This window comes from Mesorhizobium sp. M1004 (genome assembly GCF_040318795.1).
Lineage (GTDB): Bacteria > Pseudomonadota > Alphaproteobacteria > Rhizobiales > Rhizobiaceae > Mesorhizobium.
The window spans coordinates 228623-251881 of the sequence record NZ_JAMYNB010000001.1; the positions used below are offsets into that span (position 1 = coordinate 228623).

20 protein-coding genes are annotated in these 23259 nt (G+C 64.8%); 8 read left to right on the forward strand and 12 right to left on the reverse strand.

Translation table 11 applies throughout. The features are described from left to right. The first annotated feature begins 140 nt into the window (after positions 1-140). From eglC to NKH54_RS01150, 3 genes are read left to right on the forward strand one after another with little or no spacing between them, the layout of a single operon-like run. Positions 141-1565: an endo-1,3-1,4-beta-glycanase EglC gene (gene eglC, locus NKH54_RS01140; protein ID WP_353027586.1), complete on the forward strand. Its 1425-nt coding sequence runs from the start codon at positions 141-143 to the stop codon at positions 1563-1565. Continuing rightward, a complete protein-coding gene (locus NKH54_RS01145) occupies positions 1566-3326 on the forward strand; it encodes a type I secretion system permease/ATPase (protein WP_353027587.1) in 1761 nt (586 codons plus the stop codon). Positions 3327-3329: 3 nt separating this feature from the next. Next, complete coding sequence (locus NKH54_RS01150; protein ID WP_353027588.1) at positions 3330-4649, forward strand: HlyD family type I secretion periplasmic adaptor subunit; 1320 nt, start codon at positions 3330-3332, stop codon at positions 4647-4649. Here NKH54_RS01150 and NKH54_RS01155 read toward each other — a convergent pair. Continuing rightward, positions 4636-5625, reverse strand: coding sequence for a GlxA family transcriptional regulator (locus NKH54_RS01155; RefSeq protein WP_353027589.1), 990 nt, complete (start codon positions 5623-5625; stop codon positions 4636-4638). The genes NKH54_RS01150 and NKH54_RS01155 overlap by 14 nt on opposite strands. A gap of 235 nt (positions 5626-5860) precedes the next feature. On the opposite strand from NKH54_RS01155, the gene NKH54_RS01160 reads away from it, so the two are divergent. The 4 genes from NKH54_RS01160 (at position 5861) to NKH54_RS01175 (ending at position 8784) form a co-directional block, all read left to right on the forward strand. Further along, the gene (locus tag NKH54_RS01160; protein ID WP_353027590.1) at positions 5861-6280 is read left to right on the forward strand and encodes a hypothetical protein; all 420 of its coding nucleotides are present in this window, start codon (positions 5861-5863) and stop codon (positions 6278-6280) included. Between the two features lie 28 nt (positions 6281-6308). Beyond that, positions 6309-7457 (forward strand): amidohydrolase, encoded by a 1149-nt coding sequence (locus tag NKH54_RS01165; protein ID WP_353027591.1) that lies wholly within the window; start codon positions 6309-6311, stop codon positions 7455-7457. A gap of 88 nt (positions 7458-7545) precedes the next feature. After that, a complete protein-coding gene (locus NKH54_RS01170) occupies positions 7546-7905 on the forward strand; it encodes a hypothetical protein (protein ID WP_353027592.1) in 360 nt (119 codons plus the stop codon). A gap of 438 nt (positions 7906-8343) precedes the next feature. Continuing rightward, entirely contained in the window at positions 8344-8784 is a 441-nt protein-coding gene (locus NKH54_RS01175) for a lipid-binding SYLF domain-containing protein (RefSeq protein WP_023686526.1), read from the forward strand. A 292-nt stretch (positions 8785-9076) separates the two neighbouring features. Here NKH54_RS01175 and NKH54_RS01180 read toward each other — a convergent pair whose 3' ends face one another. From NKH54_RS01180 to NKH54_RS01215, 8 genes are all read right to left on the reverse strand, one after another. Next, the gene (locus NKH54_RS01180) at positions 9077-10057 is read right to left on the reverse strand and encodes an ABC transporter permease (RefSeq protein ID WP_023704177.1); all 981 of its coding nucleotides are present in this window, start codon (positions 10055-10057) and stop codon (positions 9077-9079) included. Between the two features lie 241 nt (positions 10058-10298). Next, positions 10299-11270, reverse strand: coding sequence for an ABC transporter permease (locus NKH54_RS01185; protein ID WP_023669686.1), 972 nt, complete (start codon positions 11268-11270; stop codon positions 10299-10301). Next, positions 11267-12817, reverse strand: coding sequence for a sugar ABC transporter ATP-binding protein (locus NKH54_RS01190; RefSeq protein WP_353027593.1), 1551 nt, complete (start codon positions 12815-12817; stop codon positions 11267-11269). Before NKH54_RS01190 ends, NKH54_RS01185 begins: the two co-directional genes overlap by 4 nt. A 266-nt stretch (positions 12818-13083) precedes the next feature. Next, the gene (locus tag NKH54_RS01195; RefSeq protein WP_023704174.1) at positions 13084-14118 is read right to left on the reverse strand and encodes an ABC transporter substrate-binding protein; all 1035 of its coding nucleotides are present in this window, start codon (positions 14116-14118) and stop codon (positions 13084-13086) included. Positions 14119-14196: 78 nt separating this feature from the next. Beyond that, positions 14197-15111: a sugar phosphate isomerase/epimerase family protein gene (locus tag NKH54_RS01200; protein WP_353027594.1), complete on the reverse strand. Its 915-nt coding sequence runs from the start codon at positions 15109-15111 to the stop codon at positions 14197-14199. A gap of 22 nt (positions 15112-15133) precedes the next feature. Then, positions 15134-16669, reverse strand: coding sequence for a mannitol dehydrogenase family protein (locus NKH54_RS01205; protein ID WP_353027595.1), 1536 nt, complete (start codon positions 16667-16669; stop codon positions 15134-15136). Then, on the reverse strand, positions 16666-17448 hold the full coding sequence (locus NKH54_RS01210) for an SDR family oxidoreductase (RefSeq protein WP_023683118.1): 783 nt from the start codon (positions 17446-17448) through the stop codon (positions 16666-16668). The genes NKH54_RS01205 and NKH54_RS01210 overlap by 4 nt, the downstream gene beginning before the upstream one ends. A gap of 79 nt (positions 17449-17527) precedes the next feature. Next, complete coding sequence (locus NKH54_RS01215; RefSeq protein ID WP_353027597.1) at positions 17528-18415, reverse strand: MurR/RpiR family transcriptional regulator; 888 nt, start codon at positions 18413-18415, stop codon at positions 17528-17530. A gap of 302 nt (positions 18416-18717) precedes the next feature. On the opposite strand from NKH54_RS01215, the gene NKH54_RS01220 reads away from it, so the two are divergent. Then, complete coding sequence (locus tag NKH54_RS01220; RefSeq protein WP_353027598.1) at positions 18718-19902, forward strand: Gfo/Idh/MocA family protein; 1185 nt, start codon at positions 18718-18720, stop codon at positions 19900-19902. 6 nt (positions 19903-19908) lie between these two features. On the opposite strand, the gene NKH54_RS01225 is transcribed toward NKH54_RS01220, so the two are convergent. Genes NKH54_RS01225 through NKH54_RS01235 form a run of 3 tightly spaced genes read right to left on the reverse strand, consistent with a single transcriptional unit; the run spans position 19909 to position 22951 of the window. Continuing rightward, on the reverse strand, positions 19909-20772 hold the full coding sequence (locus tag NKH54_RS01225; RefSeq protein ID WP_023750102.1) for a carbohydrate ABC transporter permease: 864 nt from the start codon (positions 20770-20772) through the stop codon (positions 19909-19911). Further along, positions 20769-21659 carry a carbohydrate ABC transporter permease gene (locus NKH54_RS01230; protein ID WP_353027599.1) on the reverse strand — a complete coding sequence of 297 codons (891 nt, stop codon included), beginning with the start codon at positions 21657-21659 and terminating at the stop codon, positions 20769-20771. Before NKH54_RS01230 ends, NKH54_RS01225 begins: the two co-directional genes overlap by 4 nt. Beyond that, positions 21659-22951 (reverse strand): ABC transporter substrate-binding protein, encoded by a 1293-nt coding sequence (locus NKH54_RS01235; protein ID WP_353027600.1) that lies wholly within the window; start codon positions 22949-22951, stop codon positions 21659-21661. The genes NKH54_RS01230 and NKH54_RS01235 overlap by 1 nt, the downstream gene beginning before the upstream one ends. Between the last annotated feature and the right edge of the window lie 308 nt (positions 22952-23259).

Here is a 23259-nt window from a genome sequence, read left to right on the forward strand (position 1 = left end):
TTTATTAAATGATGGGCGACGATCTTCTTCGTGTACTATAGGATGATTCCCTGGAACGATGGATCAATTTAAAAGTTGATCCGAAATGGTTGCTCGAAGGTTGTCGAACGACCAAGGCAGCACGCGCAAGGAGTGTCGGAATGACCACAGTCCTCAACGCCAAAGGCATTCCACTTCCCTATACCGGCGCTTCCACCCATTGGTTCTCGGCGACTGGAGGCGCGTCTTACCGCTACGGCACCTCGGGCAACGATTCCTTCTGGGGCGACACCAACGTCAAGGTCACCATGTATGGCGGCGCGGGCGACGACTATTACCATCTCTATTCGACGATCAACAAAGCGGTCGAAAACTACGGCGCGGGCGTCGACACGATCGATACCTGGATGAGCTACAAGCTGCCCGCCAATTTCGAGAACCTCGTCGTCACCGGCGACGGCCACTATGCCTTTGGCAATGCTCAGGACAACATCATAACGGGCGGCGCTGGCAGCCAGACGCTGGACGGCGGCAAGGGCAATGACGTGCTGATCGGCGGCGCCGGCGCCGACACCTTCATCATCACCAAGGGCAATGGCAGCGACCTTTTCTCCGATTTCGGCGCGACCGACACGGTGCGCCTCAACGGCTATGCCTTCACCTCGTTCGAGGCCGTCCACGCCAATATGGTCCAGGTGGGATCGAACGTGCAGCTGAACCTCGGCTCGAGCGAGGTGCTGGTGTTCCACAACACCACGATCGACAAGTTTCAGCCCGGCCAGTTCGAGCTGCCGATCGACAAGACCGGCATGACGCTGTCCTTCAACGACGATTTCAACACGCTGAGCCTGTGGAACGGCCAGAGCGGCATCTGGGATTCCAATTTCTGGTGGGGGGCGCAGAACGGCAGCTCGCAGCCCCAGAACGGCGAGCTGCAATGGTATATCGACGCCAATTATGCGCCGACCAGCTCGGTCCATCCGTTCAGCGTCGCAAGCGGCGTGCTCACCATAACCGCGGCGCATGCGCCCGACGACATCAAGCCGCTGATCAACAATTACGAATACACTTCCGGCATACTGACGACGCACGACACCTTCTCGCAGACCTATGGCTATTTCGAAATGCGGGCCGATCTCCCGGAAAATGCCGGCGCGTGGCCGGCCTTCTGGCTTCTGCCCGAAGACGGTTCATGGCCCCCGGAACTCGACGTGATCGAAATGTATGGGCAGAACCCGAATGCGCTTCTCATGACCGCGCACACAAATGAGACGGGAACCCACACCACGGTCGGGTCGACGGTGAATGTCTCCAACACCGACGGCTATCACACCTATGGCCTGTTGTGGACGCCGGACAAGCTGGTCTGGACCTATGATGGCGTCCAGGTCGCGGAAGCGGCGACGCCGTCCGATATGAACAAGCCCATGTATATGCTGGTCGACCTTGCGGTCGGCGGTCAAGCCGGCGCGCCGCCCGACCATCTGGCGACGCCCGCGCAAATGAAGATCGACTATATCCACGCCTATACGCTGAACGATTTGCAGCAGAGCCATCTGAGCACGACAGCCGAGCACGCGGTCTAGATGTCACGGGACCGCGCGCCACTCAGGGATGCGGCCATCGGCCTGCGCCCGGTTTTCCTGCGCGGCATCGCCGATATCGGCATCTTTTCGTTGCTGATCAACATCCTGCTCCTGGTGATCCCGCTCTATCTGCTGCAGGTCTATGACCGGGTGTTGCCGTCCTCCAGCGTCGAGACGCTGCTTTATCTCTCGGCCATGGCGGTCCTCGCGCTCGCCTTCCTCGGCCTGCTGGACGCAGTCCGCGCCATCTACGCGCAACGTGTTGCGGCCACCGTCGACCTGAAACTGGGCGCGCGGACATTCGCCGCCTCGCTTGGCGCCAGACATGCCGGCAGCGGGCTGTCGCCGCTGAACGACCTTGCCACGACTTGCGACTTCATCAGGTCGCGCGGCGTGGCGGTGTTGTTCGACCTGCCGTTTGCGCCCGTCTTCCTGGCCTTGCTCTATTTCATCCATCCCGTCCTGTTCTGGCTGACGCTCGCCGGCGCCGTGCTGCTGTTTCTCTTGGTCGTGGCCAACCAGCTTGCCATCGGCAGGAACGATGCCATGTCGGCGGAACGCTCGGCGGTGGCCAGCCAGGCGGAACAGGCCTTCGCCCGCAACACCGACACGCTGCGCGCCATGGGCATGGTGCAAAATGCCGCCGCGGTCTGGGGACAACACGTTGCTGAGGCGCTGACCCTGCATGACCGTTCCGGAAGCGCCAATGCGATCTTCAGCGCGACGTCGCGGGCGCTGCGCATGATGCTGCAACTGGCGATCCTCGGCGCCGGCGCGTGGCTGGTGCTACAAGGGCAGATGACCGCCGGCATGATCTTCGCTTCGTCGCTGGTGTCGTCGCGCGCGCTGCAGCCGCTCGACCAGCTGATCGGATCCTGGCGGCAGATCGTCGACGCCAAGCGATGCTGGAAGCGGCTGGACACCGCCCTTGCGGCGCAACCAGCGCAGGGGCGCAAGCTCGCACTGCCCGATCCATTGGGCGCGATTTCGGTGCAGGATCTGTTCTTCATCGCGCCGACTGCGGCTTTCGGCACGGAGCCCATCCTCAAGCGGTTGAATTTTGCCATCGGCGCCGGCGAAGCGGTGGCGATCGTCGGCCCGAGCGGGGCCGGCAAATCGACGCTGGCGAAATTGCTTGTGGGCGCGCTGCAGCCGACCGGCGGCGCGGTCAGGGTCGACGGCGCCGACCTGAGGAGCTGGGACGAAACCCAGCTTGGCAGGCATATCGGCTATCTCGCGCAGGAGGTGGAGCTTTTCCCGGGATCGATCGCGCAAAATGTCGCCCGCTTCGAACCCGACGCCGATGACGCCGCGATCGTCGAAGCGGCCAGGCGCGCCGAGGCGCATGAGCTGATTCTCACGCTGCGCGACGGCTATCAGACCATGATAGGCCCGTCGCATACCGTGCTGTCGGGCGGCGAGCGCCAGCGGATAGGGCTGGCGCGCGCCTTCTACGGCAAGCCACGCATGCTGGTGCTGGACGAGCCCAACGCCCATCTCGACGGCAGTGGGGAGGCGGCGCTCGAAGGGATGCTTTCGGCCGCGCGAAGTGTAAGCGTCACGACAGTCGTCATCACGCATCGCCCTTCGATCGCCGCGGCCTGCGACCGCGTCATGGTCCTGCGCAACGGCATGGTCGAAGCTTTCGGCCCTGCGAGCGAGGTGCTGAGGCAACCGGCGGCCGGCAAGGCCGGGAGCGCGGTGGTGACAGGCTCGTTCGTGCCGACCGTGCGCCCGCACAGCGTCCGCTTCGGGTCATAGACGATGATGCAGCAGAGCCTCGCCTTCGAAGGTCGACCGCGCACCGACTTCCGCCGCATGGCCGTCGTCGGCTACGTGGCCATAGCGCTCTTCGTCGGCTGCTTCGGCTATTGGGCGGCGAACGCGCCGCTCTCCGGCGCGGTGATCACCTCCGGCACGATCTCGGCGACGGGCGGCAACATCCTCATCCAGCACCCCGAGGGCGGCATCATCGAGCAGTTGCTGGTGCATGAAGGCGACCGCGTGCAACAAGGCGAACCGCTGGTCCTGCTCGACCGCAGGGCGGCCGAGACCGACCTCAACCGGCTGACCAGACAGACGATCGCGCTCAGGGCAAGTGCCGCGCGACTTGAGGCCGAGCGCGACGGATCGGACAGGCTGGCGCCGATCGCCGAAGCAGCACCCGCGCCGTTCCAGCGCGATTTCGACAATCTGGTGCACGAACAGCAGAAGGAGTTCGAGGCCAGGCTCGCCCGGTTCCGCTCCGAGCAGTCGATCCTGGCGCAGCGCGTCGCCATGCATCGTGAGTCGGCGCTGGGACTGGAGGCGCAGAAACTCGCCATCCAGCAACAGGCCGAGATCGTGAAGAAGGAACTCGGCATCAAGACCGGCCTGCTCGACAAGGGTCTCACCAACCGCAGCGAATATTCGCAGCTTCTGCGCAGCGAGGCCGATCTGGTCGGCCAGGCCGGCGCGCTGGAGGCGGATATCGCAGCGACCAAGACGCAGATCGTCGAAGCCCAGGCGCAGGTCGAGCGCGCGACGACGCAACGCGTCGAGGACGCGCTGACCAAGCTCGACGAGGTCCGCACCAGCCTGGCCGACATCGGCGAACAGATCACCGCAGCCGAGGCGGTGCTGGGGCGCACGACGATCAAGGCGCCGGCAGCCGGCATAGTAGTATCGTCGACCTACAACTCCAAAGGCAGCGTGATTGCGCCGGGGCAGAAGATCATGGAGATCCTGCCGACCGCGTCGGGCCTCATCGTCGACGCGAAGCTGCGGCCGAAGGACGTGGATCTGGTTCGCGTCGGCCAGCCGGCGAAGCTCAGGCTGTCCGCCCTGAACGCGCGCCTCACCCCTGAGGTCCCGGCTACGGTGACGCAAATTTCCGCCGACCGGCTGATCGATGAAACCACGCATGAGGCGTATTTCCGCGCCAGGCTGAAGATCACCGACACGCTGCCGCAGGGCGTGAAAGCCGAGCAGCTTTACCCAGGAACGCCGGTCGAGGCGTTTATCAGCACCGGCGACCGAACCTTCCTCGAATATCTGGCGCGGCCGATGCTGGACTCGTTCGCGCGGGCGTTCACGGAGCGATAGGCGAGGGTGTCCCACCGGACATTCGGTTCGGATGCCTGAGATGGGTCGGCGTGATACCGGTCTGCTGGCGGAAGACACGGCTGAAATGGCCGGCATTGGGAAAACCGCAGCGGTAGGCGATGTCGCCGATCGCCAAGTCGCTCCCCTCCAGCAGCGACTTGGCCTGATGCACGCGCAGCGCAAGATAGGCGGCCATCGGGCCGATGCCGAGCTCGGCGCCGAACAGCCGCTCAAGCTGGCGCCGGGATAAATGCAACCGGCCCGCGATCTCGGCGATCGACAGCGTCTCCTGGAGATTGCTTTCCATCAGAAGCAGCGCCCGTTTCACCGCGCGGCTCGAGGCCGCGGGAAAGAGGTCGCCGACGGGCTGCACATCCAAGCTCGAGCGGATGCGGTCGAGCACGAGGATCTTGGCGGCTTTTTCCGCAGCCTTGCGGCCGATGAACTGCGACACGAAATGGCCGGCAAGGTCGGCCGCACCCGTGCCTCCGGCGCAGGTCGAGCGGCCCCTATCGACGGAAAACAGGCTGTCGGCATGGGCGTTCACATCAGGGAATTGGCTGCGGAAATCCTTGATGTGAAACCAGCTGACGGAAGCACTGTAGCCATCGAGCAGACCGTAGCGCGCGAGCACGAAGCTGCCGGTGCAGAGTGCCGTCAGCGGCACGCTCTTTTCGGCCGCCCGCAACAGGAAGGCCTCCTTTTCGGAGCTGAGGCTGCGGTTGGTGTCGAGCAGGCCGCCGACCACGACGACATTGTCGAACTCCTGCGGATTGCCGATCGCCTTGGTCGGCAGCAACTCGACACCGCAACTCGCCCGGATCGGCAGGCCACGCTCGCCGAGGATCTCCCAGTCGAACTCGATCCGGCGGCTGCGGTCGCCTTCATCGCCGGCGAGCCGCAGCGTGTCGATGAACAGCGACAGCGGCGACAGCGTGAAGTCGCGAACCAAGAGAAACGCAAACCGCCTGGCCATTGTTGCTCCGAAACCGTTCCTTCGGGTGGATGGAGCCTAGTTGCTGAAGATTGGCACGGACTCGAGCACCATGCCCCTCAGGATTGGCCGCCAGATGTCGGAGATGAGATTGACGACCTTAGTGTGCAACCGGTCGGCCATCTCTTCTCCAATGTTTCGAGAATAGGTCCAAAAGAGCTTTGACCGATTGTTGGAGCCGAATGTAAGGATGACCTTCGGTTAGGCGGGAGGGAGCATGGGTCTCGACTTGGCGGTTTTTAAAAGCGTTTCGACCATGGAGCGGGAATTCCCCGGCTATCGCTTTCAGCGGGATCCGGAAAACGGCGAATGCGAGGTGATCCATCCCGAAGACGTGACTCTCACCTGGGACGATGTCACAACGCGTGACTGGCGTGTCGGAAACATAGCCCACATTGCGGCGCTCGGGGGGCTGATTGCCGGTCTTCTCGGCGAAGGGTCAGCGCTGGAACGGATGGTCCTCCTTTCAGCCAGCGGTGTTGGAGACGTCATCGAGGAGCCGAGCTTCGGCGAGCTTGAGCGCGAATTGCGACTAATCGAATCCAGCACCGACCCATGGGTTCGGGAATTTGCCGATGGGCTAGTGGAATTGATCAGTATGGCACGGCGTGAGAAAAACCCTATCGTGTTTGTGTAACCTGCAGCACCAAAGCGGAGCCCAAGCCATGACCCTGACCAATCGCGATATCATCGAGCTGACGGCATGGCGCCGCAAGCTGCACCAGCGACCTGAAATCTCCAACGAGGAAGAACAGACCGCCAAGGAAGTCGTGAGCTTCCTCGCCGATACAGGGCCGGACAAGGTGCTGACCGGCCTCGGCGGTCATGGCGTGGCGGCGGTCTATGACAGCGGCCAGGCGGGACCGACGGTGCTGTTCCGCTCGGAGATCGATGCGCTGCCGATCGAGGAGCTTTCGGGGGTCGAGCATGCCTCGCAGGTGCCGGGAAAATCGCATATGTGCGGCCATGACGGCCACACCGCGATCCTGGCCGCACTCGGCCGCCAGCTCGGACGAGAACGGCCGGCGCGCGGCCGCGTCGTCTTGATGTTCCAGCCGGCGGAGGAGACCGGCAATGGTGCGGCCGGCGTCGTCGCCGATCCACGCTTTGGCGAGATCGCGCCGGATTTTGCTTTCTCCCTGCACAATCTGCCGGGCGTGCCGTTCGGCGAGGTTCGCCTCAAGCCCGGCGTCGTCAACTGCGCCTCGCGCGGCATCCGTATCGTGCTGGAAGGCAAGACCGCGCATTCCTCCATGCCCGAAACCGGCGTGTCGCCGATGCCGGCGATCAGCCAGCTGATGCCGGCGCTTCCGGCACTCGGGCGCGGCACTTTCGCCGATGAGGATTTCAGGATGGTGACCGTCACCCATGCGACGATGGGCGAGGCCGTGTTCGGCATCGCGCCCGGATACGCCGAGGTGTGGGCGACGCTGCGTACAAGGCGCGACGAGCGCATGGCGGAACTGGTCGCGGCGGCGGAAGCGTTGGCCACCAGGATCGCGGCCGAGCACCGTCTTTCCGTGCACTGCGATTATCATGAGATTTTCGTCGCCAGCGTCAACGCGCCCGATGCGGTGGAGCATCTCAACCGCGCGTTGGACGAAGAGGGTGTGCCGCGCAGCGAGGAAGCCCTGCCGATGCGCGCCTCGGAGGATTTCGGCATTTTCGGCCACAAGGCGAAGTCGGCGATGTTCTTCCTCGGCGCGGGCGAGCGCACCCCGTCATTGCACAATCCCGACTATGATTTTCCCGACGATCTGATCCCGATCGGCTCGAAGATCTTCATGCGCACGGCGCGCAACCTGCTGGGGTGAGCGGCCCTGCAAAATCCGCATCCTGAAGCTGCCTTTTTCCCGCTGGAATCGTCTTGTAGTCGCCTCCTACATTAGGAGGGGCTTGCGGATGAGAATTGCAATGGTCGTCGCGTTGACTTCGACAGTGGCAGGGTGCGTATCGTCTCCGGTCCAGTATGGAGCCTCGCTCTCGACCCAAGACCCGAAGTGGGCGACGCCGGAATGCCAGCAGGCCCGCACGGATGCCTTGAATTACGACCAAAGCGAGAAGGAGCATCCGGGATGGGCCGCCGGCGTCGTGCTGGGACCCTACAGCATGGGTCTCGTGGCGGCCATCAAGGAGAACGAGCAGAAGCAGCGCAGACTCTTGGCGCGCCAGATGCATCTGCAGTGCTCGAGCTTGCCGCTGCCGAAGGATCTGGACTTCGATCCGCAAATCTACGCACCAAAGCCGGGGAAATATCCGTAGGGCTAGGATTTGGTTTGCACAGGAACCATAGCGGAGGCTTGCACCCTACGAGTACCCCCACCCTCAATCCCTCCCCACAAGGGGAGGGAGACTAGGTTGGCGCTGATTTCCGCAAAGCCGTCTAGGTCGACTTAAAAAAGGGCTGGGCATGCGGCAGCGTTCCCTTCGCCTTGTGGGGTCCGAAGGACGGGCGAAACCCGTGGCTCGCCCCGGCAAGTTAGAGTGGGGGTCCTCTTCTTAAAAGCTCATATGCGATAGCCCTTGCCCCGAGGCGTTGGCAGCGCCAGTATGAAGCGCTCCTCCGCTCTCCCCACCGGCTTTGCGCCTGGACCCACCGGCCTCTCACTGGAACCAAATCCGGCCTGAACTGTTCAAGTTTGTTACGACGCCGACGAGCCCTGCCGGTTGGGCAAGCGGCGCACTTGAGGAGCTCCCACCATGACCATCTCGTCCAGCTTTCGTTCGCTCGCGGTTGCGGCCATCACAACTGTGTCCGTCAGCGCTGCCAGCGCCGCGCATGCCGATAGCGGCACGATCCGCTTTGCCGTCTACAAGGCGGCCTTCTTCGTCGGCGGTTCCGGCGGCGAGGGGACGCTGACCTTCCACGGCCGCTCCTATCCCATCACGATCGGCGGCGTTTCGGGCGGCTTCGCCTTCGGGGTTTCCAAGACCTATTTCCGGGGCACCGTGCGCCATATCCGCAGGGTGCGGGATGCGACCGGGGTTTATGGCGCGGCCGGCGGTGGCGGCGCGCTCGGCAAGGGGGCGCAGGTGATCGTCATGACCAACGACAAGGGCGCCCAGCTCGAGCTTACGGGCCGGCAGGTGGGGCTGCAGGTGAATGCGGATTTGAGCGGGATGGCGATTTCGTTGAAGTAGGGGGCGCTCCCTCGCGTTCTCGGTGGGGTAAGCTCGTCTGGTGCGATGATAATCGCCTATGGCTGCGCCAGCCCCCTCATCCGGCCGCTTCGCGGCCACCTTCTCCCCGCTGGGGAGAAGAGGCTGGCGTTGACGCTGGCGCCCTCCTCTCCCCTCGGGGAGAGGTCGGATTGCCCCGAATTGCCCTTCGCAATTCGGTTGGCAATCCGGGTGAGGGGGAACTTGCTCCCGTGCGCTTGGCCTGAACTTTGGATGGGGAAGCTTCGCCCAATGCAGCGTCGGGCGCCAGCCCCTACCGCTCCTCCACAATCCGCAAATACGCCGCCGTCACGAACAGCACGATCAGCCCGAACAAGATCCGCCGTGCCCCCTCCGGCATCTGCAGGATGGTCAGCAGTGTTGTCAGCACGGTCAGGATCAGGGCGCCGATGATGGTGCCGGTGTAGCCGCCGCGGCCGCCGAAGATGGAGGTGCCGCCGATGACGGCGGCGGCGACCGAGGGCAGCACCAGCGGTTCGGCGAGCGACAGCGACGGCGCCTTGATCAAGCCGATATAGAGCAGGCCGGTGATGCCGGCGAGCACGCTGGAGGTGACGTAGAGCGCGGTGATGACCTGCCAGTATTGCACGCCCGACAGGCGGGTCGCGCGCTCATTGTCGCCGACGGCGTAGAGCAGGCGGCCGAAGCCGGTGCGGGCGAGCGTGAAGACGATGAGGGCGGCGAGCGGCACGAACAAAAGCAGCGCGTTGGGGAAGCCCCATGTCACGCCGGTGCCGAGCCAAGCCAGGAAGTCGGGGATTTTTGCGCCCGAGGCGATCACCGTGCGCTGGTAGACCTGCAGGCAGCCGGTGCCGATCAGGCTGGTGCCCAGCGTCATGATCAGCGGGTGGACGCGGAAGACGCCGACGCCGATGCCATTGACGAGGCCGATCAGCACCGCCGGCATCATCGCCAGGAGGAACGCCACCGCCGGATCCTGGTTGACCACTTGCGTGGCCATGATGAAGGCGCTCATCGTCGCCACCGTGCCGACCGACAGGTCGATGCCGCCGGTCAGCATGGTTATGGTCTGGCATCCCGAGAGGATCGCCAGCGGGATGGCGAATTTGATGGTGTTGGCGATCCAGCGCTCGTTGACGATGCCGGGGCGCAGGACCTGCAGGATTATAACCAGGATGGCGAGCAGGACGATCAGCGGGATGAGCGGGCGATCGGCCATGAAGCGCTTTATGCGGCGGCCGAAGGGGACCGGGGTGATGGCGGTGGTGCTCATGGGGCGGCTCTTGGTGTTGTGTGCTGCGAGGATGGCGCTCTACGGCGCCCCCCTCTGGCCTGCCGGCCATCTCCCCCACTTGTGGGGAGATTGGCAGCTCCAGCGCCTCGCTCCTTTTTGCAACGTTGAAGGCTGGCGAAAGCGGCGATGACAGCTGATCTCCCCCCTTGTGGGGGAGATGTCCGGCAGGACAGAGGGGGGCGCGAAGGAACGCCGACGTCTCTCTGCGACAGCACACCCATCATTGCCGCCCCCGCATGGTGATAAACGCCCCGAACATCACCACCGCCACCATGATCAGCCCTTCAATAATCGCGGTGACATTCGGGTCGATGGCGAGCAGCGTCAGGTCGGTGCGCACCAGCCTCAACACGAAGACGGCGACGATCGGGCCGAGCAGGCCGCCCTTGCCGCCGCCGAGCGCGACGCCGCCCAGCACCACGGCGGCGACGCTGGCGAGCAGATAGGGGCCGGGGATGGGGGCGCCGATGCCGGTGCTCATGGTCAGCGCCAGGCCGCCAAAGGCGGCGAACAGGCCGGACAGCGCATAGGCGATGATGCGAGTGCGCTTGACCGGCACGCCGGAGCGGAACGCCGCCAGTTCGCTAGAGCCGATGGCGTAGATGGAGAGGCCGAGGCGCGAGCGCCGCAGCGGTATCCAGATGACGCAGAGGCACACGATCAGCACCAGCAGCGCCTTGGGCAGCCAGGCGTCTATGGCGTCGGGCAGGCCGGGGATCGGTACGGTGCCAGAGATCAGCGCCTTCAGCCATTCGGCGATGCCGCCGCCCGGCGCGTCGAGTACCAGCAGGGCGGCACCCTGCAGCACGAACAGCATGGCCAGCGTCACGACAATGTCGGGCACGCGGGTGACGACGATGAGCAGGCCGTTGAGCGCGCCGAGCACGAAACCCATGGCGAGCACGAAGGGCACCACGAACAGCGCGTATTCCTCGCTCGCGCCATTCATCATCGACGCCGCGGTGACGCTGGTCAGCGCCATCATGGCGGCGACCGACAGGTCAATGCCGCCGGCGATGACGACGACGGTCTGCGCGGCGACTGCGAAGGCATAGGGCAGAACGGCTCGGGCGAGCGAGCCGAAATCATTGCTGCCATAGGCCGGCTGGATGATCCTGGTGGCGATGAACAGGACGATGAGCAGGGCGAACAGGCCGACGACCCAGCCTTGGCGGCGCAGGAAATGGCTCATGGCGCGGCCTCCGGCGAAGCCGAAGTGTTCGCGGTCGGATCAGCCAATATGCCGATATCGGCCTTGGCGCCGCGCGGCAGGCCGTAGGCGGCGCGCATCAGCGCCGGCTCGTCGGCCTCCTCGACCGGAAAAATGTCGACGAGGCGGCCGCCGAAGATGACGATGACGCGGTCGCAGACGCGCTGCACCTCTTCGAGTTCCGAGGTGTAGAACAGCACCGACTTACCGTTGCCGGCGAGTTCGCGCAGCAGCTTGTAGATCTCCTGCTTGGTGCCGACATCGATGCCGCGCGTCGGGTCGAAGCACAGGATGGTGCGGGCATCCGCCGCGATCCAGCGGGCGATGGTCACCTTCTGCTGATTGCCGCCGGACAGGCGCTGCACTTCGCCTTGTGCACGGGTGTCGATCTGCAGCCGCTCGATGGCGCTGAGCACGGTCGTGCGTTCGCGGCGCCTGTTGATCGGGCCCCAGTTGCGCAGCGCGGCACTGAAGGGCAGGGCGATGTTTTCACGCACCGAGCGCTGCATGGCGAGCGCTTCCGAGCGGTCGCCCGGCACATAGGCAATGCCGGCGCGGATGGCGTCGATCGGATGGGCGAATTTCACCGGCTGGCCATCGACTTCGATCGTGCCGCCGGAGGGCCGGATCGAGCCGGCAAGGGCGGCGAACAACTCGTCCTGGCCCTGGCCTTCGAGCGCGACGACGCCGGCCACCTCGCCGTCGGCGAGATCGAAGGAGACGTCACTGAGCTTGGCACCGACGCGGAGATTGCGCACGGAGATGCGCGGCCGGGCAGCTGCGGGCGCGGCCTTCTCGGCGGCACTGCGGGCAGCGACATGGGTTTTCACGACGCGGGTGCCGAGCATCAGCTCGACGATCTTTTCTTCCACGCCCGGCACGATGTCGACGACGCCGACGGTCTCGCCGTCGCGCAGCACGGTGGCGCGGTCGCATAGTGCGGAGATTTCGACGAAGCGGTGCGAGATGAAGATCACGGCGCGGCCTGAATCGCCCTGGCGGCGCACCACTTCCAGCACCTTTTCGGCGAGGTTGGCGGGCAGGGCCGCCGTCATCTCGTCAAGCAGCAGCACGTCGGGCTCGACGGCGAGCGCCCGCGCCAGGTCGAGCACGCGCAGCACGGCCAGCGGAATGTCGCGCGCGGTGTCGCGCAGATCGAGGTCAAGAATGCCGAGCTCGCGCACCCAGGCGCGGAACGGCTCGACCGGCGTGCCGGTGAGCCTGAGATTGGAGAGAACGTCGAGATCGGGGATTAGCGACGGCTCCTGGTAGACCGGCAGCAGCCCGGCGCGGCGCGCGGCGGCGGGCGAGCGAATGTCGCGCGCTTCGCCGCGGATCAGGATGCGGCCGGCGTTCGCCGGAATGGCGCCTGTCAGGATCTTCACCAGCGTCGACTTGCCGGCGCCATTGGCGCCCATCAGCGCGTGGACCTCGCCCGGCAGCACGGAGAGCGACGCGTTGCGAAGCGCTGCAACCGCGCCGTAGTTCTTGGCGACGCCGGTGGCGTCGAGGAGGGGGCTGGTGGTCAAATCGATGTCCGCTCAGAAATTCTCTTGCTGGCACTCTACGGCGCCCCCCTCTGTCCTGCCGGACATCTCCCCCACTTGGGGGGAGATTGGCAGTTCCGGCGCCGCCCCTCGTCTTGCGACCTAGAAAATTAGCGAAAGCCGAGATGACAGCCAATCTCCCCACCTGTGGGGGAGATGTCCGGCAGGACAGAGGGGGCGCCGTAGAGCGCTAGTCTGTGTGACGAGGACGGCCGTTCGCCGTCCTCGCCAGTTCATTCAAACCAGGCTTACTCCCCCGGCCCCTTGCAGGCCACGATCTGCTCCTTCGTGTAGGTCGTCCACTCCGGGATCGAGATCGAGACCGGCCATTCCGGGCTGAGCGACGGGTCGGCGGCTGCCTTCAGCTTGGCCTTGCCTTCGTCGGTGGCGTTGTCCCACAGCTGCGGGTCGACCAGCACGGTCTGCTGCGCCGGCTTCTTGCCGTCGAGGATCTGCAGCGCCAGCGTCACGCCCGCGCCGCCGATCGAGCCGGGGTTGGTGACGGCTGCACCGACGAGACCTTTCACCGAGCTCAGCTGGCCGACGAAGCCGGCATTGTCGGCGCCGACCACCGGTACCAGCGGCGCCTGCGATTCGACCAGCGCGTCGACGATGACGTTGTCGATGCCCGACGTCCACACGCCGTTGAACGGCGTGCCGGTGGCCAGGAACGACAGCATCTGCTGCTTGGCCTGATCTTGCTGCCAGCCGGTGAAGACTTCCTGCGCCACCTTCACGCCGGGGTTTTCGGCCAGCGCCTTCTTGAAGCCTTTGTCGCGATCGCTATCGGCCGAGGCGCCGGCGGCACCGCGCATGTAGAACACTTCGCCCTTGCCGCCCATCTGCTGGAACAGCCATTTGGCGCCGAGATAGGCATACTGTTCCTGGTTGTTGGAGATGATGTAGGCCGACGGTTCGGTCACCGCCTGGTCGACGGCAACGACGACGATGCCGGCTTTGGTGGCTTCTTCCAGGCCCGCCTTGATGCCGGCGGGATCAGCGGGGTTGACGACTATGGCGTCGACCTTGGCGCTGATCAGATTGCGGATGTCTTCGAGCTGGCCGGCGGCATCGGTGTTGCGGTGGGCGATGTTGAGCTTCGTCACTTCGCCCGAAGCCAGCGCCTGCGCCTTCATGGCGCAGACCATTTCCTCGCGCCAGCCATTGCCCTGCACGGTGTTGGAAATGCCGATCGTATATTTGGCTTCGGCCGACGACACGCCCATCGACGCCAGCAAGGCAGCGCCCGCAAGCAACGGGACCATGGTCAGTATTTTCTTCATGTCAGTACTCCTCCACATTGTTGTTTTTCGTCTCAGGGCCAGACCCTTCGGCAGGATCGGACCAAGTCATTCACCTCGTCATTTGACGAAGGGGCGCAGCACGTCGCAGGCGAGCAGGAAGCCCCGCTTCACTGCATCGTCGTTGCCTTCAAACCGCCTGTCCTCATGTTCGATGATGACCGAGCCGTCATAGCCGGCGCGGTAGAGGCCGGAGAAGAAGCCGCTCCAGTCGACATCGCCCAATCCCGGCATGCGCGGCACCTGCCAGCCTATCCCGGCGGAAAGAATCCCGCGCTCATACAAACCATCATGATCGATCATCAAATCCTTGGCGTGGACATGCAGCATGTAGGGGCCGAACTCCTTGATGAAGCGGCCCTGGTCGATCATTTGCCAGACCAGGTGCGAGGGGTCGAAATTCATGCCGACCTCGCCGCCCCAGGTTTCGAGGATGCGCCGCCAGACCAGCGGCGAATAGGCGATGTTGTGCCCACCCGGCCATTCGTCATAGCTGAAGATCATCGGGCAGTTCTCGAAGGCGAGTTTTACCCCGTGATCGCGCGCATAGGCGACGGTCTCGGGCCAGACTTTCAGCGCGTCCTGCCAGTTGACGTCCGCGGTCTTCGAGGCATCGCCGCCGCAGAAGGTGTTGACCACCGGCACGCCCATGTTGGCGGCCAGCACGATGACCTTCTTCAGATGGCCGATGACGGCCTCGCGATGGGCAGGGTCCGGATGCAGTGGGTTGGGGTAGTAGCCGAGGCCGGAGACCGTCAGCTTCTTTTCCGTCAGCGAGGCGACGATCTCCTTGGCCTGCGCGGGCGAGGTGGAGGCGGCGTCGATATGGCTGGTGCCGGCATAGCGCCGCGTCGCGCCGGAGGTCTTCGGCCAGCAGGCGATTTCCAGCGCCTCGAAGCCGGCCGAGTGCGCCCAGCCGGCGACCTCGCCAAGCGGCGTCTCCGCAAACGGTGCTGTAAGCACTCCTAGTTTCATTCTGCCTCCCTAGACCCGACGACTATAATGCCGATTGTTTGGATCGCTTCAACCTCGCGACCTCATCTTGTTCGAGACTGTGCCGGACAGCCGCCATCGGATCGTCCGACAGCAGGTCGCCCAGCGCCGATGTGACGGCCGCGCGGAACGTCCCGTCAGCGGCAAGGCCGGGGTCGAATATCCCGTCGATGGCAAGGATGGCGGACACCAGCGCGCTGGCATCGGGACCCGTCGCGTCGGCGATTGCGGCGACCTTGCCGGCATAGGGATCCGACACCGGCCAGCGTCTTTCAAAGCGATCCGAGGCCCGGATCAGATAGGCCATCCAGCCGGCGACCGGCACCGACAGCAGGCCGATGCTTTGGCCCTGGCTCAGCCGGTCGCGGATCGGGTTGAGCAGGCGCTGGACGATCTTCTGCGAACCGTCGGTTGCGACCTGGTGGTTGCGGTGGCGGATCGCGGTGTTCTTCAGCCGGGCAAGGCTCTGCTCGACATAGGCGAGCGGCAGGATGCCCGGCACCGGCATCAGCGTCGGCACAGTCTCTTCGACCAGCATGCGCCGGATGAAGTCCGACAGCAGCGGGTCGGCCATGGCATCCGATGTGTGCTCGAGCCCGGCCAGCACGCCGAGCGTGGCGAGCGTCGTCTGGGCGCCGTTCAGCACCCGCATCTTGAGATGCTCAAACGGCGTGACGTCGTCGACGAAGGTGGCGCCGACCAGATCCCAGCGCGGCATGCGGCCGGCGAATTTTTCCTCGATCACCCACTGCCGGAACGGCTCACCGACAGCAACGGCGGCATCGTGGTAGCCGAACCATTGTTCGACACTATCGAGGTCATCCTGCGTCACCGCCGGCGCGATGCGGTCGACCATGGCCGCGGGGAAGGCGACATTGGCCTCTATCCAGCGGGCCAGCCCTTTGCTCCGCCGTTCGGCAAACGTCCGCACGACATTGTTCAGGATAGTACCGTTGGTCGGGATGTTGTCACAGGAGAGAAACGTTATGGGTCGCTCATGTGTGGCCCTGCGCTGCTCCAGCGCCCGCACCAGCAGGCCGGGGACGCTGCGCGGCGTCTCGGGGTTGGCGAGGTCGTGGACGATGTCGGGATGGCCAAGGTCGAGTTCGCCGCTGGACGGGACGTGGCAATAGCCTTTTTCGGTCACCGTCATCGTCACCAACTCGATATCGGGAGAGATCAGCACACCCAGCGCCGGCGCGGCACTCTCCTGGCTGTCGACCACCCGGACGATGCTGCCGATGACGCGTGCCTCGATATGGCTGTTCTCGCGGATCAGCCTTGTGTAGAGCCCGCCCTGCCGTCCCAGCGTGTCGGCAAGGCTGGGCGGACGGATGTTGATGCCGACGATGCCCCAGCGGTCGAAGCGCAGCGAGATGAGATCGTCGGTGTATTCGGCCTGATGGCTGCGGTGGAAGGCGCCGACGCCGAGATGCGCCATGCCGGGCGAGAGGAGCGTACGGTCATAGGAAGGTGTCTGCACCGATGCCGGCAAGCGATCGAGCAGCGCCGGCCCAAGCGTTTCGATGGAAGCGCTCACCGGTTCGCCCCGATCACCGCCTGCTCTTGGTCGACAACCGCGCCGGTCATCGGGCCGGCGGCGTCGGACAGCAGGAAGACGGCGAGGCTGGCGATGTCGTTCGGGGTCAGCAGCCGCCCGAAAGGCTGCGCGGCATTGGCCTTGTCGAGCCAGCCGGGGCCGTTGCCCAATGTCTCCGCCTGCATGATGCGTTCGGCCGGCGTGTCGGTCCAGCCGACATTGATGCCGTTGACGCGGATGCGGTCGAAGCGGTGGGCGTTGGCGGCGTTCCTGGTCAGCGTCGCCAGCGCGCCCTTGGTGGCGGAATAGACGGCAAGCTCCGGCGAGCCGCAATGGGCATTGATCGACAGAATGTTGAGAATGGCGCCACCTTGGCCGCGCTGCTTCATGTCGGCAATCGCCGCCTGCATCAGGAAGAACGGCGCGCGCGCATTGACGGCAAACAGTGACGCCCAGTCGTCGAGGCTGGCGTCGAGGAAAGAGGCGCGATCGGTCAGGCCGGCGGCGTTGACCAGCGCATCGATGCGGCCGAAGCGCTCGATGCAGGCCTGCGCCAGAAGGGTGGGGGCGTCAGGATCGGCAAGGTCGGCGGCGACGAAGATGGTCGGCGTGCCCAATTGCGAAAGCTCGGCCGCCACGGCCTCGCCACGCGCCCTCTCGCGCCCGGTGACCAACAGCCCGGCGGCACCGGAACGCGCCAGCGTCTCGGCAATGGCGCGGCCAATGCCTTGCGTCGACCCGGTGACCAGAGCCACCTTGCCGTCAAGCCGGATCTCCATTCCTCCTCCCGGGAATAAAGTTTCTATTTTGAGAAATATGGAACGGCAATTCCCGATAGTCAATTGGACCAGTGACGCCTCATTCGTCGCGCCGCGCCGCCACGCCATGGACCAGCGCCATCCCAACGGCGAGCGAGGCCGCCAGTGAGCGGAAGCCGGCAAAGTCGGATTCCACCACTTCCAGCCAGCTGTCCGAGAGCGGGATCAGCGGGCTGAAGGTGCTGTCGGTGACGGTGACGATACGCGCCTTGCGCTCATGCGCCACCGCGACGAGATCGGGCGTGATCGAATTGTAGGGGCTAAACGAGACAGCGAGCACGGCATCCCGGCCGCCGATGCAGCCGATCTGGTCGAGTGCGGAGGACCCGACATTGTCGACCAGCACGTTGCGCACGCCTTGCTGCGAGAGCGTCAGCGAGAGATAGGCGGTGACGGGAAAGGCGCGCTTGGAGCCGATGACATAGATCAGCTCGGCCGCCGCCAGCAGCGCCACCATCTTGTCGAAACTCTCGACGTCGAAGCCGGTCTCGATGCGGCCCAGCGAGGCCTGCGATGCGCCGACCATGCCGTGCAGGAAATGCAGATTTGGCTCGGTCTCGGTGCGCGGTTCGCCGCGCCCTTCCGGCCATGAGCCCTTGATGTGCTCCTTGAACAGGCCCTGGAAATCGGAAAAGCCGGAATAGCCGAAGATCTGGGCAAAGCGCACCAGCGTCGAGGGCTGCACGCCGGCCTGTGCCGCAACCTGCGCGATGGTGCCGAGCGCGACGTCGCTCGGATGCTGCCACAGGAAGATTGCCACCTGGCGCAGCCGCTTGGGGAAATGCACCGTGCCCGACGACAGCACCGCGCGTAGCTCCTCATAGGTCTGCGGCTGGATGTAGCCAAGCGCGGTCAGCGAGCGTCCGCGCTTGCGCGTCGCCGCCTCGTCGGTGCTGGACCGTCCGGATGCCTTGCTTGCCCCACTCATCATTTCAGGCTAGCGCGATACGATCGTTTTACAATATGAAAATTGGAAATCGTGTTCGAAAGTGTGACTGATGCGAGCGGTCAAAAGCAGCGCTCTAGGGCGCCCCCCTCTGTCCTGCCGGACATCTCCCCCACGGGTGGGGAGATTGGCAGTTTCGCCTTCGGCGCCCTCTTGCGACGTCTGAGATTGGCGAAGGCCGCTGTGGTGGCTGATCTCCCCCCTCGTGGGGGAGATGTCCGGTAGGACAGAGGGGGGCGCGACAGAACTCGACGACGGCAAAAACTGTCTTCCCAGGAGGAAACATGGTCTACGCAACATCGGACGGATCGGCGGGCAAGCGGCTCAGGGTCGGCATGGTCGGCGGCGGTCGCAATGCCTTTATCGGCGCCGTGCATCGGCTGGCCATGCGCCTGGACGACCAGATCGTACTGGTCGCCGGCGCGCTGTCGTCGGACCCGGAGAACGCCGCCGCCTCGGCCGCCGAGATCGGCATCGCGCCCGAGCGCAGCTATGCCGATTATCGCGCCATGGCACGAGCCGAAGCTGAGCGGCCGGACGGCATCGAGGCGGTGGTCATCGTCACGCCCAACCATCTGCACGCGCCGATCGCCACGGCCTTTCTCGAGGCCGGCATCGACGTGATCTGCGACAAGCCGCTGTCGACGACGCTGGCCGATGCAGAGGCACTGGTGGCGCTGGCGCGGGAGAAAAAGCGTCGCTTCGTCGTCACGCTCAACAACACCGGCTACGCCATGGTCCGCCAGGCGCGCGAGATGGTGGCGGCGGGCGCGCTTGGCCGCATGGTGTCTGTGCATGGCGCCTACATCCAGGACTGGCTGACCAAGCCGATCGACGCCGAGGGCCAGAAGCAGGCGGAGTGGCGCACCGATCCGGCGCGCGCCGGGCAGTCGGCGGTGCTGGCCGATATCGGCGTGCATGCCTTCAACCTGGCAAGCTATATCTCCGGCTGTGAGGCCGAGGCGGTGTCGGCGGATCTGTTCACTGCCGTGCCGGGACGCCGGCTCGACGACAATGCTCATGTGCTGGTGCGCTGGACCGGCGGGGCGCGCGGCACGATCCTCGCCAGCCAGACCTCGCCCGGCCACTACAATGATCTCTCGGTGCGCATCTATGGCGACAAAGCCGGGCTCGAATGGTCGGGCAGCCGGCCGGAAGAACTGCGCTTCTCCATCTATGGCGAGGAAACCCGCACGCTGGTGCGCGGCGGCCATGGCTCGACCACTGAGAGCCAGCGCGTGTCGCGCATGCCGGCGGCGCATCCGGAGGGATATATCGAGGCCTTCGCCAATTTCTACCGCGACGCCGCCGATATCGTTCGCGCGCACCGTTCGGGCGGGACGGTTGATCCGGCGCGCGCGGCACAGGTGCCCGATGTCGTCGATGGCGCGCGGGGGGTGAAGTTTGTTGCTGCGGCGGTGGAGTCGAATGCGGCGGGTGGGGCATGGACGGCGGCAAGGTTCGGGTGAGGCGAGCTATCCCTTGATCGCCGAGCCGACGATGGAATCGACGAAGAAGCGCTGCAGGAAGGCGAACAGGATGAGCGGCGGCAGCACGGCCAGCGTCGCGCCGGCCATCACCAGGCCGGTGTTGACCGCGCCCCTGTTGTAGCTCAGCAACCGGCTCAGGCTGATGACGATCGGATAGGCGTCGGCATTGCCCTGCAGCACGGTCAGTGGCCAGAGATAGCTGTTCCAGTGGTAGACGAAGGCGAAGAGGGCCAGAGCCGCGATTGCGGGAGCGACGCTGGGAGCGACGATCTTGTAGAGGATCAAGAACTCCGAGGCGCCGTCCATGCGCGCGGCGTCGATGAGCTCGTCGGGAACGCCGGAGATGAACTGGCGCATCAGGAAGATGCCGAAAGCGTTGGCGAGATTGGGCACGATGATGCCGGCGAGGCTGGCGTTGAGGCCGATCGAGCCGACCAGGCGATAGAGCGGGATCAGCGTCACGATCGGCGGCAGGAACATGGTGGCGATCAACACAGAAAACAGCAGCGACTTGGCGGGGAAGTGGTATTTGGCGAAGGCGTAGCCGGCCATCATGCTGGTCAGCAGAATGCCGGCGGTGGTGATCGAGGCGATGACCAGAGAATTCCACATCGAGCGGCCGACATTGACCACGCCCGACACCTTCTCATAGGCGTCGAGGCTCGGCGTAAGGGGGATCCATACCGGCGGCACCTGCATGCTCTCGGCCGGCGTCTTGAGGCTCGACAGCACCATCCACACCAGCGGGAAGGCCGAGGCAACGGCGACCAGCAGCATCAGCGTCGCCAGCAGCGCCTTGTGGCCGGACGGGCGCCGGCGCGACAGCCGGCTCGACGATCCCGCGCTCATTCGTCGTTCTTCCGGTTGGCGAAGGCAAACAGCGCGCAGACGACGACAATCAGCGACAGCATCAGCATGACCGCCATGGCCGAACCCAGTCCACCCTGCGCACGCTCGATGCCGACGCGGCGGATGTGGTAGGTGAGCACATTGGTCGAGCCGACCGGCCCGCCCTGCGTGATCAAGGCAACCGGCTCGAACACCTGCACAGCGTTGATGATGGCGATGACGGCGCTGAACAGCAGCGTGCGCCGTATCAGCGGCAGGGTGATGAAGCGGAACTGCTCGAAACGGTTGGCGCCGTCGAGCTTTGCTGCTTCATACAGGCTGCCGGGGATTTGCGTCAGCCCGGCGATCGCCAGCACGGTGAAATAGCCGACCTGCTGCCAGACATTGAGGAAGACGATCGAGATCAGCGCCGTGCGCGGCGACGACAGGAAAGGCTGCGGGCCGATGCCGATAAGGCCGAGCATCTGGTTGAGAGGGCCTTCGCTCGGCGAATAGAGTTTCGACCACACCAGCGCGACAGCGATCATCGGCACCATGTAGGTGGCAAACAGCACCGTGCGCAGCGCCGTGCCGCCGGGCACATCCTGCTGGTAGACCATCAGGCCGAAGGCCACCGACAGAGGCAGGATGAGGATGACGGAGAGCGCGGTGTAGACGGCTGTGTTGGCGAGCGCGGCCTTGAAATCGCGGCCAACCGAGGAGACCCCAAAAATCTCGTGGAAATTGTCGAGGCCGATGAAGCTGGCGCTGGAAAACGGCGTCTGCGTCGACCAGTCCTGGAACGACAGCCAGACGGTGAGCAGCATCGGCAACAGGACGAAGATGCCGATCAGCGTCACGGCGGGCGCCAGCATGATGCCCGCCGAGGCACGGTACCTCTGAATCATTATTTGACGGCGCGCTCCAGGATCGAAATGGCGTCGGCCTGCGCCGTCGCCTGCGCATCCTTGGCCGAGACCTGGCCATACTGCAACGCCTCGAGCGTCTGCTGCAGCGATTCCGTGAATTCCTGGCCGCCGGGCACGACGGGGAACGGCTTGGCATCGGTGAGCACGCTGACATAGCCGGAGAGGAATTCCGAGCCGAGCTTGTCCTTGTGCGCCTCGATGTCGGAGAGGCGTGAGGGCAGGATGCCCATCGACATCAGGATATCCGACATCGCGGAAGCGCCGCTCTTGCCGGACTTTGGATTGTTCAGCCAGGCGAGGAAGTCCCATGCCGCCTTCTGCTCGGCCGCACCTGCATTGGCGTTGACCACGGTCATCCAGGAATAGGAGATCGAATGTGGCTTGTCGCCGCTCGGGCCGACGGGAATCGGCGCCGTTGCAATGTCGGCGAATCTGTCGCCCATGCCGGCCTTCAGCGCGCTCTCCCACCAATTGGCCATGATGATCATGCCGGTCTTGCCGGAGACGAAATTGTCGAGGAAGGGGCCGGTGGTGTTGGCGTCGGCTGTCGCCATCGACGGCACGCTGGCGCCCGACTTGATCAGGTCTTCATAGAGCTGGAAAGTCTCCGCGGCCTGCGGGCTGTCGAGCACCGGCTTGCCGTCCTTGACCAGGTCGCCGCCATTGGAGACCAGCAGCGAGGCGAAGGGGTGGACGACGCCGGCCGCCCAGGAGTTGATCATGCCGAAGCCTTGCTGTCCCGCATCCTGGCTGGTCAGCTTCTTGGCCGCATCCTTGAACTCGTCCCAGGTCTTGGGTGGCGCCGCGATGCCGGCCTGCTTGAACAGCGCCTTGTTGTAGTTCAGCGCATAGACGTCGATTTCGTTGGGGATGCCGTAGAGCGTGCCGCCGACCGAGGCGGCGCTGGTGATGCCCGCCGGCCATGCGGCCTTGACCTCGCTGGCCACCGCATCGGGGGCGGGCGCGACCAGCTTGTCGCGCGCCAGTTCCGGCAACCAGAGATCGTAAATGCCGCCGATCGTCGGACCGTCCGCGCCGCCGCCTTGCGAGCGCAGCGTGGTCAGGAGGTCGCCGAAGGGGACGGCGCGCACGGTGACGCTGACATCCGGATTGGTCTTGGCATAATCCTTAGCCGCCGCTTCCAGCAGCGCGACCGTGTCCGGTGACCAGTGGGTGAGATAGGAGATGTTGACCGATTGCGCCCAGCCGGTGGCGGGCAGGATGGCGAGGCCTGCGGCCAGTGCCAGTTTCGACGTCCAGGCAAACGACATTCCTCATCCTCCCTATCGGTTCACATGAGGTTATGACAAGTCAGCGCGGCGACGCAAGGGCTTGCTGGCGAAAAAGTCTCACACGGTACGGTCACAGAATTCTTTGCGGCGCTGGAATGTTGATATTTATCGTTAGGTAACAAATGGATGCAGGTACTGCAATGTCGTGAGCGGGCCAACGCCGCCATTCCTGAGGCGTAGCAGACCTCTTGCGAATACCGCTATGTCGTTATAATGACTTTTGCCTAACCAATGACTTCTCACGGCACGGAAACGCCGCGGGACGCCAAGGACAGAGAACAATGGGA

Bases quoted from the DNA above. Each gene is read 5' to 3' on its own strand.
- NKH54_RS01145 (WP_353027587.1), top strand. From the start codon at position 1,566: ATGTCACGGGACCGCGCGCCACTCAGGGATGCGGCCATCGGCCTGCGC.
- NKH54_RS01230 (WP_353027599.1), bottom strand. From the start codon at position 21,659: ATGATTCAGAGGTACCGTGCCTCGGCGGGCATCATGCTGGCGCCCGCC.
- NKH54_RS01200 (WP_353027594.1), bottom strand. From the start codon at position 15,111: ATGAAACTAGGAGTGCTTACAGCACCGTTTGCGGAGACGCCGCTTGGC.
- NKH54_RS01235 (WP_353027600.1), bottom strand. From the start codon at position 22,951: ATGTCGTTTGCCTGGACGTCGAAACTGGCACTGGCCGCAGGCCTCGCC.
- NKH54_RS01175 (WP_023686526.1), top strand. From the start codon at position 8,344: ATGACCATCTCGTCCAGCTTTCGTTCGCTCGCGGTTGCGGCCATCACA.
- NKH54_RS01225 (WP_023750102.1), bottom strand. From the start codon at position 20,772: ATGAGCGCGGGATCGTCGAGCCGGCTGTCGCGCCGGCGCCCGTCCGGC.
- NKH54_RS01180 (WP_023704177.1), bottom strand. From the start codon at position 10,057: ATGAGCACCACCGCCATCACCCCGGTCCCCTTCGGCCGCCGCATAAAG.
- NKH54_RS01220 (WP_353027598.1), top strand. From the start codon at position 18,718: ATGGTCTACGCAACATCGGACGGATCGGCGGGCAAGCGGCTCAGGGTC.
- NKH54_RS01165 (WP_353027591.1), top strand. From the start codon at position 6,309: ATGACCCTGACCAATCGCGATATCATCGAGCTGACGGCATGGCGCCGC.
- NKH54_RS01210 (WP_023683118.1), bottom strand. From the start codon at position 17,448: ATGGAGATCCGGCTTGACGGCAAGGTGGCTCTGGTCACCGGGTCGACG.
- NKH54_RS01185 (WP_023669686.1), bottom strand. From the start codon at position 11,270: ATGAGCCATTTCCTGCGCCGCCAAGGCTGGGTCGTCGGCCTGTTCGCC.
- NKH54_RS01215 (WP_353027597.1), bottom strand. From the start codon at position 18,415: ATGAGTGGGGCAAGCAAGGCATCCGGACGGTCCAGCACCGACGAGGCG.
- NKH54_RS01170 (WP_353027592.1), top strand. From the start codon at position 7,546: ATGAGAATTGCAATGGTCGTCGCGTTGACTTCGACAGTGGCAGGGTGC.
- NKH54_RS01195 (WP_023704174.1), bottom strand. From the start codon at position 14,118: ATGAAGAAAATACTGACCATGGTCCCGTTGCTTGCGGGCGCTGCCTTG.
- eglC (WP_353027586.1), top strand. From the start codon at position 141: ATGACCACAGTCCTCAACGCCAAAGGCATTCCACTTCCCTATACCGGC.
- NKH54_RS01160 (WP_353027590.1), top strand. From the start codon at position 5,861: ATGGGTCTCGACTTGGCGGTTTTTAAAAGCGTTTCGACCATGGAGCGG.
- NKH54_RS01155 (WP_353027589.1), bottom strand. From the start codon at position 5,625: ATGGCCAGGCGGTTTGCGTTTCTCTTGGTTCGCGACTTCACGCTGTCG.
- NKH54_RS01150 (WP_353027588.1), top strand. From the start codon at position 3,330: ATGATGCAGCAGAGCCTCGCCTTCGAAGGTCGACCGCGCACCGACTTC.